Source organism: Bradyrhizobium sp. 18BD, assembly GCF_054185225.1.
This window is the reverse complement of record NZ_JAVAYL010000025.1, coordinates 66,871-79,741: the sequence shown is the minus strand read 5'-3', so window position 1 is coordinate 79,741 and position 12,871 is coordinate 66,871. Positions and strand designations below refer to the sequence as shown.

Sequence of the window (12,871 nt, the reverse complement as noted above, 5' to 3'; positions counted from 1 at the left end):
CGATCACGCAGCCAAGTCGTTGCATCGCAGCCTCCCCGGTTCGCACGTCATCGCCTCGGAGTGCTCAGTGCTCTCCGAGCTGCTCACGAAAATACTTCACCACCGCCGCATTGAACTCGCGGTGGAAGCCTGCCCGGTCGAACCCCGCGGGCACGTCGGTGCAAATGCGCGGGACGGCTACCGCAAGCTCAGCCGAGCATGGCGCGAGGAAAGCGAAATGTCCGGCCGGCACGACATGGATTTCGGGCTTGCCCGGCAACCACCCGGCGACGCGCGCTATGGGCGAACCGTCGCCGACGCCGGGGCCACCGAACTGCGAGCGCCAGAACTGGAACGGAAGCTTGACCGCCGTGAGATTTTCCCGCGTCAGGACAATCGGCGCGGGGTCTACGATGACTGCAGCGCGGATGCGCGCATCCTGCGGCGGAGTGGGCGGCGCCTCTCCTTTGTGAAGCTCGACGCAAGCCGGCATCGTCTCGTTACAAAAGCGGGCAAGCGCTGTGAAATCCGGCTTGGTCCCCATCAGCGCCAGGCCGGTATAGCCGCCAAGCGAGAAGCCGAAGAAGCCGACCCTGGCGGGATCGATCACCGCCCGGTCCTTCCAGTCGTTCAATAGAAAATCGAGCAGACGGATCATGTCCGCCGGCCGCGATCCCCAGACCGACAGGGTGTCGCGCCGCGAGGAATCGTTGGCGGTGTCGCCGGGATGATTGATCGCCGCGACGACGAAGCCGGCATCGGCCAGCGCCTCCGCGGTGTCGTGATGCTGGCCGAAAAATCCGCCCCTTCCGTGCGAGAAGAGGATGAGCGGGAGCTTTGCGCCCGTGACAGGACAATCCTTCGCGCCCTTCAGGCCGAAATCAGCGCCGGGCGAAAGACTGCCAAGCGCCACATGCGCCGGCTCCGCCGCGCACGGATACCAGATTGCGCCTGACAGCGCCGGATCGGATTCGAGAAGCTGGATGCCTGCCGCCCTGGCGAATGAGCCAAAACACGAGCCAAGACAGCAGAGTGCGACGGCGAAAGCCCAAACAACCCTGCGCAACGGACGCCCCCCTGATTTCGCGCGGGAGTTGAGCGGGCAACGATAGCGGAATTGTGGCTTCAGCCGATCAAACGCCGGCCGAAGGTCGTGCCCGCCGCCTGTTCACGTCGCGTACTGCGCGATGCCATGCCCGAACGACCAGTTTTCCTTTGCGACTTCCACGAGGTTGATCACGATGTCATCCGGTCGTCCCTTGAGCTGCTTCTGATATTCCTCGACGATGCGCTTGTAGAAGGCCTTCTTGAGCTCGATGGAGCGACCCGCATTCAGGGTGATCTGGATGAAGACGACATCCTCGCTGTAGCGATTGCCCAAATAGCTTTCGGCATGGTTGAGGTCTTCGCGGTCATGCTCCGTGATGACCTGGAATTTGTCGTCTTGCGGCACGTTGATCAGTTCGATCATGGCGTTGTAAATGATCTCGCCCAGCGTCTTCCGATATTCCTTCGATTTGCCTTTGCGAAGATCGATGCGAACAAATGGCATGGGTCGTACTCCTTTTCCTCGTGGCGGGATGACCCGGACACGGCTTGAGCGCGTTGAAGGAGCAGATAACGCGTGATGCCCAGACATCCAATCAAGCCACGGTGAAGATCCCAGGCGATCGCATATGCGCTTTTGAGCGACCTGCACGCACGCCTCGTCCTTGGATTCGTCGCGCGGCCACGTCATAAGACGCGACCGGCGACTGACTCATCGCTGAGACCAGAGGCAAAAATCCGGCTCAAGTGTTTCGAAGTATATCCGCCCACATGCTCGCGAATTGTGCGAACGCTGCAAGGCGTACAGTCGCAGGGCTCAAGCTCAAACCGGAAAACAACCCCGTGCACAGCAGCTATCCCCTTGGCATCAAAGAGCATTTCTGATTTGGCGAAAGCGCTTTGACCGGTCTGGCAAAACAGGGGCATTATGTCATCATCGGAAACACGGCGCCGAGGCGTGGGACCAAGCCCTCATTCGCCGTCACCGGCGCCGGTGAACGCCTCGGTCCGAAGCCGCCACGAAATATGGAGGTCGGTATGTCACTGTTCGGCAAGGCAGCCGTCGCGATGTGGTGGACGATCCGCCCCGAACAGCGCGCGGAGTTCGGCGACTGGCACTCGCACGAGCATTTTCCGGAGCGCATGAGCATTCCCGGCTTCCGGCGGGGATCGCGCTGGACCAGCACCGATGATGCCGAAGGCTTCTTCGTGCTCTACGAGCTCGAGAAGTATGACGTTCTCACATCAACGGGATATCTCGACCGGCTCAATGCACCGACGCCATGGTCGACCAAGATGATGCCGCATCATGTCGGCATGGTCCGCAGCCAGTGCCGGATCGTCGCGAGCTTTGGCGGCGGCGTCGCGACCTCGCTCGCCACCATCAGGCTCTCGCCGGAGAGCGGGCGCGAGGCGGAGTTGCAGACTCATCTCGCGGAGACGCTGGCAGGATTGGCGCAGAAGCCGGGACTGACAGGCGCCCACCTCCTCCTGACCGACACGCCGCGGACGAACGCGCCCACGACCGAGCAGCAGATCCGCGGCAGGGACGGCGCGGCCGACTGGATCGTGCTGCTGTCCGGCTACGATACCGACGCGGTTGACGCTGTGATCGCCGGCCAGCTCTCGCCGTCATCGCTTCAGATGGCGGGCGCCGGCAAGAAGCCGACGACCGGCCGCTACAGGCTGGGGCTCACGATGACGCCGCAGGATGTGGCGATGGTCTGACGGATCGATCGGCGGCCTCCCGCCTGGCGAGAGCTCAGTTGCCCTCGCCTGCGTTTCCGTCACTCTCCTCGCCCGCGACATATTCGAGGATGTCGCCGGGCTGGCAGTCGAGCTCGCGGCAGATCGCGGCGAGGGTGGAGAAACGCATCGCCCTCGCCTTGCCCGTCTTCAGGATCGACAGGTTCTGGATCGAAATGCCGATGGCGTCGGCGAGGTCACCGAGGCGGCGCTTCCGCTTCGCAAGCATGACATCGAGGTTCACGACGATCGGCACCAGCATTCACCTCAGATCGTCAATTCGTTTTCGGACTGCAGCAGGATGGCGTGCTCGATGACGAATTTCAGTGCCATCAGGAACACCCCGCCCGCGATCGTGCCGATGTCGACATTGTAGGACGGCAGGAAGAACTTGATGTCGCCGATCTCATGCAAGGCATAAGCCACCGCATTGCCAGTGATCAGATCAATGAACGGCCAGATCACCAGAATGATCCCCATCCACCACATGCCCTGGAGCGTCTCCGACACGAAGATCCGGCCGCGCGCGAATCGATGCACCATGTGGTGAAGGATGCCGGTGAACACGGCAAAGAACGACAGCTGAAACAAAAATAACGTCCAGAACAGCATCTGCCCCTGGCGCGACATGTCGAGCGGGTTGCTGACGATGCCCGCGCATTTCGCCTGCTCGGGGCTGAGGCTGGCCGCAATCGACGCGGAGGCGGTCGTGTTGTGGCGATAGGCAAGCCATATCACCACCGGGAATGCCGCCCAGATCATCCAGAACGCAAGATCGAGGCGCCGAAACCAGCGTTGCCGGGCCTCGCGCACCGACGTCCCCACCGCAACCATCTCCAGGCACTCCGCAATGCAAGGGTCATCTACGGGAGCCAGTATGCCCGCTCCATCAGCTTGACTCAACCTTAAGCGCGATATATTGATCGTTTATCATGAAATAATTCATGATAATTAATCCGATATGGAGCTCCCATGCGTTCGACCCTCGTCCGGCACGTGCTCGCAGCCCTGTTGTCCATCTCGCCGCTTGGGGATGCCAAAGCCGCAACAGCCAGCGATCCCGGCGGCGTCTGGCTGACACAGTCGGGCGATGCGAAGATCAAGGTGAGCCGGTGCGGCACTTCCCTGTGCGGCCGCGTCGTCTGGCTGAAGGATCCGATCGACAAGAAGACGGGGAAGCCGCAGCTCGACGACCACAATTCCGATCCTGCGCTGCGCGGCCGCAAGATCGTCGGCATCTCCCTCTTCATCGACATGCAGGCGGCCGGCGCCAACAAATGGTCGGGCCGCATCTACAATGCCGACGACGGCAAGACCTATGCGAGCACGGTGACCTTGCTGCCGTCGGGCACTCTCAACGTCCAGGGCTGCATGGGAACGTTGTGCGCGGGTGAAGACTGGACGCGGTGAGCGCGCCATCGACACGACACCAACCGAGGCCGCCGGTTCCGGCGGCTCTTCTTTGTTTGCCTTATTTGCGATGCGATGTCGGATCGGCAGCACCTCGTTCGTCCTCGGTGCATGAAGGGGCAACAGACGTTAATGTCGAGCCCGTCAATTCACAGGGAAAACGAACATGCCCAGCACTGTCCGCCTGCACCGCGTTCTCGCCACCAGCCCGCAGAAAGTCTACCGCGCCTTCATCGAGGCGGACGCGCTTGCAAAGTGGCTGCCGCCGAACGGTTTTACCTGCACCGTCCACCATCTCGAACCCAAGGTCGGCGGCACGTTCAAGATGTCGTTCCGCAACTTCACGACCGGCAACAGCCATTCGTTCGGCGGCGAATATCTCGAGCTCGTTCCCGGCGAGCGGCTGCGCTACACCGACAAGTTCGACGATCCGAACTTGCCCGGCGAGATCCAGGTGACCGTGATCCTGAAGAAGGTGTCTGTCGGCACCGAGGTGGACATCACGCAGGCGGGTATCCCCGACGTCATCCCGCCGGAGGCCTGCTATCTCGGCTGGCAGGAATCGCTGCGGAACCTGGCCAAGCTCGTCGAGCCCGAGATCAATCAGTAGCTGAAAGCCACTATCCGCGGGTCGATCCGTTCGATCGGGTGCGCGGATCTAACCACGTCGTCATTGCGAGCCAACGGGTCCGCGCGAAGCGCGGCCCGATGACAGGCTCCGCGAAGCGATCCAGAATCCCTCGGCGGAAAAACTCTGGATTGCTTCGTCGCTTCGCTCCTCGCAATGACGGAGAATGAGGAACGGTCCGCGAGAACGGCTCACATCGAGTCTGCAGAACCCTATTGGACCGGAGCTGCGAGCAAAGCAGATCTGACCGATGCGAACGATCGCTACGCCCCCTTCGGCTTGAGCCCGCCATCGGCCGTCCACTTGTCCGGCTCGGGACTGTGTCCGATCAGCGCCAGGCCATAGGCGATCGACTCGAACTGGTCGCCCGACATCAGCCGCTCGTTGCCGAAGCGGTCGGCGAACAGCTTTCGCACGGCGGGCACGAAGGAGGTGCCGCCGGTCAGGAACACCTTCTCCACCTCGCGCGCGGTGATGCCGGCTTCACCCAGCACCTTGTCGACGGTGGCGCCGAGCCGGGCAATGTCGTCGGCAATCCAGGATTCGAAATTCTTCCGCGTGATGGCCGCGCCGATGTCGACGCCACCGCCCTTGAAGCGGAAGTCCACCTCGTCGTGGCCCGACAGCGCGACCTTGGCGTCGGACACTGCGCGGTACAGCGAGAAGCCGAGGTCGAGATCGACGATGGTGATGAAATCCTCGAGCAATTCCGGCTTCAGCGCGGTGCGCGCCAGCTCGCGGAGCTCGCGCAGATCGCCATTGCTCTTCATCATCGCGAGCTGATGCCAGCGCGCGAGGTTGGTGTAGTGGCCGCTCGGGACCGGCAGCACCTTATCGAACGAGCGGAAGCTCGAGCCCTTGCCGAGCCGCGGCGAGACGACGTGGTCGACGATGCGATAGTCGAACGTGTCGCCGGCAATACCGATGCCGGCGTGGCCGAGCGGCTCGGCGCGCAGCGTCCCGCCCGCGCGCGAAAAGCGCATCACCGAGAAGTCGCTGGTGCCGCCGCCGAAATCCGCAACCAGCACGGTCGCATCGCGCTCCAGTCTTCGGGCGAAGGAGAATGCCGCACCGACGGGCTCATAGACATAGCGCGCGTGACCAGCGCCGAGACGCTCGAATGCGGCGCGGTAGCGCTGCATCGCCAGCACCTCATCGGGATTGCCGCCGGCGAAGCGCACGGGACGGCCGACCGTGATGTTGGACGTCTCGAAGCCGAACTTCTCGCCGCCATGGCGCGCCAGCGTGCGCAGGAACGCCGCCAGGATGTCCTCGAACTTGAAGCGCTGCCGGAACACCTGAGTGGTCTGGAAGCTCGAGCTTGCCGCAAAAGTCTTGAACGACTGGAGGAAGCGGTAGACGTGGCGGCCTTCGAGGAAGGTCTCGATCGCCCACGGACCGCCTTCGGCCTGGGCGCCGGCACCCGGCCGGTCCTCCCAGAAGCAGAGAGCCGAGACGTAGACGCTGTGACGCTGGCCGCCATGGTCGAAACGGATGGCCTCTACCCGGCGATCGTCCGCCGCGAGCGCGACGACCGTGTTGCTGGTCCCAAAATCGATGCCGATCGAGACGGCGGGCGAGGCGCTCGACATGAACCACTCTGACAGTTGATTGGAAAAGGGGGCGAACCACTACCGGTTTTGCACTGCGGTGCCAACCCCGGTCCAGCGGGTTCCGGCCGGAATTCGCCCCGGTCCCCGCGATTCCGGGCCCCGTTTGGCGCTGGATGGAGGCATTTCCACCGCCATCACCTCCGCCGCAGCGGCCGTTAAGGCCGAACCGGCCCCGTTAACGCGGCATTATGCTGCATTGCGAGATGGCGCATGCTGCTATGCAATGGCATGCATAGACATTGGCATCTGGTATACATAGATTGCCTTTCGAAATGAGGCAGCAATATTGACTGTCTCGGGAAAGGAAATTCAGATGTCCAAGACCGCCGCCGTCGCCCTCGCCCCCTCCGCCTCGCTGTTCGCCCGCTTCATGGCTGCGGTCGACCGCTTCCTGATGGCGAGCGCCGAGATCTCGAATCACAACGGCGACCTGCCGCGTTTCGGCCTGTAAGCAGGCGCTTCCCGATCGCGGGAACGACGCGCCCGTTTTAGAACCGTCAACATGCTACTTTTGATGAATGGCCCCGCAACGCGGGGCCATTTCTACTTGTGCTGTCCCTAAGTCACAGCCGCAGCCGGGCAAGATCCTGCGGCATTTGCGCACGGTGACCGGACCAGCGCTTGAACCTTGGCATAATGAATACAAGAATGCCTCTCCAGCGCTCGCATAAAAATTAGAGGCGCCACGGGAGGCTTTATGACGGACATGGTGCAGGCAACGGCCCCGACAGCCGCGCGCGTTAGCGACACGTATCGCTGGGCGCAATTGGCGATCGGTGTAGCGGCGATGGTGATGATCGCCAATTATCAATACGGCTGGACGTTCTTCGTCCCCGACATCCAGAAGAAGTTCGGCTGGGATCGCGCGTCGATCCAATGGGCCTTCACGCTCTTCGTGCTGTTCGAGACCTGGCTCGTGCCGATCGAAGGATGGTTCGTCGACAAATACGGTCCGCGCATCGTCGTGCTGGTCGGCGGTGTGCTCTGCGCCATCGGCTGGGTGATCAACGCGCAGGCGACCTCGCTCAACGGCTACTATCTCGGCATGATCATCGCGGGCATCGGCGCCGGTGGCGTCTACGGCACCTGCGTCGGCAACGCGCTGAAGTGGTTTCCGGACAAGCGCGGTCTTGCTGCCGGCATCACCGCGGCGGGCTTCGGTGCGGGCTCCGCGCTGACCGTCGCGCCGATCCAGGCCATGATCAAGGACAGTGGCTTCCAGACCACCTTCCTCTATTTCGGCCTCGGACAAGGCATCATCATCTGCATCCTCGCCTTCTTTCTGCTGGCGCCGAAGCCGGGCCAGGTGCCGAGCGTGGTGGCGAACGCCAATCTGATGCAAACGCGCCGCAACTATCAGCCGACGGAAGTTCTGCGTCAGCCGATCTTCTGGCTGATGTACTTCATGTTCGTGATCGTCGGCGCCGGCGGCCTGATGGTGACGGCGAACCTGAAGCCGATCGCGGCGGACTGGAAGGTCGACAACGTGCCGGTCACGCTGATGGCGGTGACGATGACGGCGGTGACGTTCGCGGCGACGATCGACCGCGTGCTCAACGGCCTGACGCGTCCGTTCTTCGGCTGGATCTCCGACATGATCGGCCGCGAGAACACGATGTTCATCGCCTTCGGCATGGAGGGGATCGGCATCTGGATGCTCTACCTCTGGGGCCACGATCCGCTCTGGTTCGTGCTGCTCTCGGGCTTCGTGTTCTTCGCCTGGGGTGAGATCTACTCGCTGTTCCCCTCGACCTGCACCGACACGTTCGGCGCCAAGTTCGCGACCACCAATGCCGGCCTGCTCTACACCGCGAAGGGCACCGCCGCGCTGCTAGTGCCGATCGCCAACTACATGCAGCAGTCGTCGGGCACATGGGACAGCGTGTTCATCATCGCCGCAGGCGCCAACATCCTGGCCTCGGCGCTGGCGATCGCGGTGCTCAAGCCCTGGCGCAGGATCGTAGTCGCCAAATCCACCGTCTGACGCGCGACGACATAGCGACTTTAAGCAGCGACGCCCGGCCTCACGGCCGGGCGTTTTCGTTTTTGCAGAACCCGCGCCGGTTACCGCTCGCCGCCGAGGGAACCTGCACTTTTCTTGCGGCGCATCACAAGATTGGGCTTGCCTTCTGGGATATGGTATACCAATCTCCCGCCGCGCTTGCGACGATAAGCCACAATATTTGCGACACCGGGTCATCTTGCAATCCCAGGTCGCAATCAATCAGGCGCGTTGGGAGGTTGTTGATGATTTCCAGCACGGATGGCGCCGTCACGGCCGCGCCTCTTCGCACAGGTTTCCGTTGGCTCCAGCTCGCGATGGGCATCGTCTGCATGGCGATGATTGCCAACCTGCAATACGGCTGGACGCTGTTCGTCGATCCGATCGATCACGAGTACCATTGGGGTCGCGCCGCGATCCAGCTCGCTTTCACCATCTTCGTCGTCACCGAGACCTGGCTGGTTCCCGTCGAGGCGTGGTTCGTCGACAAATACGGCCCGCGCATCGTCATCATGTTCGGCGGCGTGATGATCGCGCTCTCGTGGATCCTCAACTCCTACGCCAACTCGCTTGCCCTGCTCTACACCGCCGCCGTGGTCGGCGGCATGGGCGCAGGCGCGGTGTACGGCACCTGCGTCGGCAATGCGCTGAAATGGTTCCCTGACCGCCGAGGCCTCGCCGCCGGTGCGACCGCCGCCGGCTTCGGCGCCGGCGCTGCGCTCACCATCGTGCCGATCGCGACCATGATCGTCTCGAGCGGCTATCAGCAGGCGTTCCTCACCTTCGGCATCGGCCAGGGCGTGATCGTGTTCGTGCTCGCCTTCTTCATCCAGCCGCCGCGGATCTCGATCCCGCCGAAGAAGAAGCAGCTCAACCTGCCGCAGACCAAGATCGACTTCACCCCGCCGCAAGTGCTGCGCGCCCCTATTTTCTGGGTGATGTATCTCGTCTTCGTGATGGTCGCTTCCGGCGGCCTGATGACCGCGGCGCAGATCGCCCCGATCGCGCACGACTTCAAGATCGCCGACACGCCGGTCACGCTCGCCGGCTTCCAGATGGCGGCCCTGACATTCGCGATCTCGCTCGACCGCATCTTCGACGGCTTCGGCCGCCCGTTCTTCGGCTTCGTGTCCGACACGATCGGCCGCGAGCACACGATGTTCATCGCGTTCGGCACCGCCGCGGTGATGTTGCTGACACTGTCGGCCTACGGCCACATTCCGATCGTTTTCGTGCTGGCGACCGCGGTTTACTTCGGCGTGTTCGGCGAAATCTATTCGCTGTTCCCCGCCACATGCGGCGACACGTTCGGCTCGAAATTCGCGACCACCAATAACGGCATGCTCTACACCGCGAAGGGCACGGCCTCCCTGCTCGTCCCGCTCGCCAGCGTGATCTCGGCGGCCTATGGCTGGAAGGCCGTGTTCGTGGTGGCGGTGGCGCTCAACGCCACGGCGGCGCTGATGGCGCTGTTCGTGATCAAGCCGCTGCGGCGCTCCTTCATCCTCGGCAAGGAAGCCGAGAGCGCCAACACCGCGACGGCCAACGCCAAGACCGAGACGGCATAAGCCGGCACATCGATTGTACGGCTGAGACAGGGGCGCAGCGATGCGCCCCTTTTCTTTTGGTCGTTTGCCGCGACGACAAACGTCAGCATCGCTGTCGCAAGATTTTTCGGATCAGCCAAATCCAATGCTTGACGATTGGCATTATGTATACCACACTTCCCTCATCGTTCACCCAGGGAGGTTGCCATGCTGGTCGGAGACATTCTGCGCAAGAAGACGCCGCGCGTTGTCACGGTGCGAATGAACGAAACGGTGGGTATTGCCGCCAAGCTGATGCGCGCGAACAACATCAGCGCGCTCGTGGTCAAGGACGTGGTCCGCTCGGAAGGAAACACCGCGGTCGGCATGTTCACCGAGCGCGACGTGGTGCGCGCGGTCGCCGAGCACGGCGCCAACGCCATCAATGTGAAGGTCTCGCAGCTCGTCTCGGTGCAGCAGCTCGTGTCCTGCTCGTCGAGCGACACGATCGAGCACGTGCGGCATCTGATGAACCGTCATCACATCCGCCATCTGCCCGTGATCGACGATTACAGCCTCGTCTCCGTCATCAGCATGCGCGACATCGCCGCTGCCGTTGACGAAGCGATCAACGGCGCGCCGCAAGCGGCCGCCTAAACCAAAGCGCACCGCGCTTTAGAGCGTCACACTTCCCCTGCGACTACCGGCCCCGGCTCGGAAGCATCCGAGCCGGACCGGATCCTTCGTCCCAAAATCCGGTCACTGCTCGCGAGGATTTCATGAAGATCTGCATCTACGGCGCCGGCGCGATCGGCGGATATCTCGGAGTTCAGCTCGCGCGTGCGGGCGCCGACGTCAGCCTGGTCGCCCGCGGCGCGCATCTCGCCGCCATGCGCGAGCGCGGCCTGACGCTGCTCGCGGGCGAGGAGAAGCACACCGTGCATCCGCGCTGCACCGACGATCCCGCCGAGCTCGGCGTGCAGGACTACATCATCATCACGCTGAAGGCGCATTCGATCACCGGCGTGATCGAGAAGATGCAGCCGCTGCTCGGCCCGCACACCCGCATCGTCACCGCCGTCAACGGCATCCCCTATTGGTACTTCTACAAGCACGGCGGCCAATACGAGAACTCGACGCTGGAGAGCATCGATCCCGGCGGGCGGCAGTGGCGCGAGATCGGCGCCGAGCGCGCCATCGGCTGCATCGTCTATCCCGCCACCGAGATCGAGGCGCCCGGCGTGATCCGCCACGTCTACGGCAACAATTTTCCGCTCGGCGAGCCCTCCGGCGAGATCACCTCCGACGTGCAGCGCCTCGCCGACCTCTTCGTCGCCGCCGGGCTGAAGGCGCCGGTGCTCGACCGCATCCGCGACGAGATCTGGCTCAAGCTCTGGGGCAATGTCTGCTTCAACCCGATCAGCGCGCTGACCCATGCCACGCTCGACGTGATCTGCACCGATCCGTCCACCCGTGCGCTGTCGCGCGCGATCATGGTGGAGACGCAAGGCATCGCCGAGACTTTCGGCGTCAAATTCCGCGTCGACGTCGAACGCCGCATCGAGGGCGCCCGCAAGGTCGGCGCGCACAAGACCTCGATGCTGCAGGATCTCGAGCGCGGCCGCCCCATGGAGATCGACCCGCTCGTGACCGTGGTGCAGGAGATGGGCCGCCTCACCGGCATCGCCACGCCCGCACTCGACTCGGTGCTGGCGATGGTGACCCAGCGCGCCCGCATCGCCGGTCTCTATGACGGCGTCTCCGCCCCGAACGATCCCCGCGCACTGGCGGTGGCGTGATGGCGGGCGAGATGAAACAATGGCTGCGCTTCCGCCACGCCGGCGCGACCGGCTTCGGCACGCTGAGCTCTTCCGGCATCAGCGTGCATGAAGGCGAGATGTTCGGCCGCCATGCTGCGACCGGCAAGATTCTGGCGCTGTCGGAGGTCGAGCTGCTGGCGCCCTGTGCGCCCAGCAAGATCGTCGCGCTCTGGAATAATTTTCACGCGCTCGCGGCCAAGCTGAACCAGCCCGAGCCGCCGGAGCCGCTCTATCTGCTGAAAGCCACCACCAGCATTACGACGCCGGGCGCCGTGATCCGCCGTCCCTCCTACTACGACGGCAAGACCACCTATGAAGGCGAGCTCGGCATCGTCATCGGCAAGACCTGCGCCCGCGTCTCGCCTGATGAGGCCGACAGCTTCATCTTCGGCTACACCTGCGTCAACGACATCACCGCCAACGATATCCTGACCAGCGATCCCACTTTCCCGCAATGGGCCCGCGCCAAGGGCATCGACGATTACGGCCCGTTCGGCCCGGTGATCGCGACCGGCCTCGATCCGGCCAGGCTCGTGGTGCGTACCATCCTCAACGGAGCGGAGCGGCAGAACTATCCGATCTCGGACATGATCTTCACCGCCCAGCAATTGGTCAGCAAGATCTCCCACGACATGACCCTGCTGCCCGGCGACCTCATCGCCGTCGGCACCTCGGTCGGCGTCGGCGTGATGAAGGAGCCGGTGAATACGGTGACGGTCGCGATCGACGGTATCGGCGAGTTGACGAACGAGTTTCGGCTGTAGCCGCTGTTACCGTGCCGTAGCCCGGATGAGCGAAGCGATATCCGGGACAAGTCTTTGCTGTGACACCCCGCATGTCGCTTCGCTTATGCGGGCTACGGACTCCCTCGTCCGTCATTCCGGGCTCGGCGCTGTGCGCCGCCCCGGAACGACGGCGGAGCGACTTGGCGCCACCGCCTCCCTCTCGGGAAAATCCGGCACCTCTTCCCACGCCTCCGCCGATCGGCTTCCGCAACCAACGGTGGATGGCGCACCCGGAAACCTGCGGCAAGCCCTGCGCCCCTTGATCTCGGTTCCGCTCTCCAATAGCAAATATGGCGATAATGTGTGCCGGCTTGA

General features: G+C 63.3%; 14 protein-coding genes. 9 read left to right on the top strand and 5 right to left on the bottom strand.

What is annotated here, in order from left to right; translation table 11 throughout:
* Nucleotides 1-64: 64 nt before the first annotated feature.
* Together RAD16_RS34480 and RAD16_RS34475 are read right to left on the bottom strand one after the other, a co-directional pair.
* Entirely contained in the window at nt 65-892 is an 828-nt protein-coding gene (locus RAD16_RS34480; RefSeq protein ID WP_458162303.1) for an alpha/beta hydrolase family protein, read from the bottom strand.
* Between the two features lie 255 nt (nt 893-1,147).
* On the bottom strand, nt 1,148-1,531 hold the full coding sequence (locus RAD16_RS34475) for a tautomerase family protein (RefSeq protein ID WP_458162302.1): 384 nt from the start codon (nt 1,529-1,531) through the stop codon (nt 1,148-1,150).
* Nucleotides 1,532-2,064: 533 nt separating this feature from the next.
* Here RAD16_RS34475 and RAD16_RS34470 point away from each other — a divergent pair.
* On the top strand, nt 2,065-2,754 hold the full coding sequence (locus RAD16_RS34470) for a hypothetical protein (RefSeq protein ID WP_458162301.1): 690 nt from the start codon (nt 2,065-2,067) through the stop codon (nt 2,752-2,754).
* Nucleotides 2,755-2,788: 34 nt separating this feature from the next.
* Here RAD16_RS34470 and RAD16_RS34465 read toward each other — a convergent pair whose 3' ends face one another.
* Together RAD16_RS34465 and RAD16_RS34460 are read right to left on the bottom strand one after the other, a co-directional pair.
* Nucleotides 2,789-3,028, bottom strand: coding sequence for a helix-turn-helix domain-containing protein (locus tag RAD16_RS34465; RefSeq protein ID WP_458162354.1), 240 nt, complete (start codon nt 3,026-3,028; stop codon nt 2,789-2,791).
* Nucleotides 3,029-3,039: 11 nt separating this feature from the next.
* Complete coding sequence (locus RAD16_RS34460; protein WP_458162300.1) at nt 3,040-3,606, bottom strand: DUF2975 domain-containing protein; 567 nt, start codon at nt 3,604-3,606, stop codon at nt 3,040-3,042.
* Nucleotides 3,607-3,744: 138 nt separating this feature from the next.
* On the opposite strand from RAD16_RS34460, the gene RAD16_RS34455 reads away from it, so the two are divergent.
* Nucleotides 3,745-4,182, top strand: coding sequence for a DUF2147 domain-containing protein (locus RAD16_RS34455; RefSeq protein ID WP_458162299.1), 438 nt, complete (start codon nt 3,745-3,747; stop codon nt 4,180-4,182).
* A gap of 166 nt (nt 4,183-4,348) precedes the next feature.
* On the top strand, nt 4,349-4,792 hold the full coding sequence (locus RAD16_RS34450) for an SRPBCC family protein (protein ID WP_326898542.1): 444 nt from the start codon (nt 4,349-4,351) through the stop codon (nt 4,790-4,792).
* A 281-nt stretch (nt 4,793-5,073) separates the two neighbouring features.
* Here the strand turns inward: RAD16_RS34450 and RAD16_RS34445 are convergent, their stop codons facing one another.
* Nucleotides 5,074-6,402, bottom strand: coding sequence for an Hsp70 family protein (locus tag RAD16_RS34445; RefSeq protein ID WP_458162298.1), 1,329 nt, complete (start codon nt 6,400-6,402; stop codon nt 5,074-5,076).
* A 334-nt stretch (nt 6,403-6,736) separates the two neighbouring features.
* Here RAD16_RS34445 and RAD16_RS34440 point away from each other — a divergent pair, with 334 nt between their 5' ends.
* The 6 genes from RAD16_RS34440 to RAD16_RS34415 all read left to right on the top strand — a co-directional run bounded on the left by RAD16_RS34440 (nt 6,737) and on the right by RAD16_RS34415 (nt 12,535).
* Nucleotides 6,737-6,874 (top strand): hypothetical protein, encoded by a 138-nt coding sequence (locus tag RAD16_RS34440; RefSeq protein WP_220009704.1) that lies wholly within the window; start codon nt 6,737-6,739, stop codon nt 6,872-6,874.
* Between the two features lie 246 nt (nt 6,875-7,120).
* Nucleotides 7,121-8,407 carry an oxalate/formate MFS antiporter gene (oxlT, locus tag RAD16_RS34435; RefSeq protein WP_458162297.1) on the top strand — a complete coding sequence of 429 codons (1,287 nt, stop codon included), beginning with the start codon at nt 7,121-7,123 and terminating at the stop codon, nt 8,405-8,407.
* Nucleotides 8,408-8,670: 263 nt separating this feature from the next.
* Complete coding sequence (gene oxlT, locus RAD16_RS34430; RefSeq protein ID WP_458162296.1) at nt 8,671-9,993, top strand: oxalate/formate MFS antiporter; 1,323 nt, start codon at nt 8,671-8,673, stop codon at nt 9,991-9,993.
* A gap of 186 nt (nt 9,994-10,179) precedes the next feature.
* The gene (locus tag RAD16_RS34425) at nt 10,180-10,608 is read left to right on the top strand and encodes a CBS domain-containing protein (RefSeq protein ID WP_458162295.1); all 429 of its coding nucleotides are present in this window, start codon (nt 10,180-10,182) and stop codon (nt 10,606-10,608) included.
* Nucleotides 10,609-10,730: 122 nt separating this feature from the next.
* Complete coding sequence (locus tag RAD16_RS34420) at nt 10,731-11,750, top strand: 2-dehydropantoate 2-reductase (RefSeq protein WP_326898536.1); 1,020 nt, start codon at nt 10,731-10,733, stop codon at nt 11,748-11,750.
* 11 nt (nt 11,751-11,761) lie between these two features.
* A complete protein-coding gene (locus RAD16_RS34415; protein ID WP_458162294.1) occupies nt 11,762-12,535 on the top strand; it encodes a fumarylacetoacetate hydrolase family protein in 774 nt (257 codons plus the stop codon).
* Nucleotides 12,536-12,871: the final 336 nt, after the last annotated feature.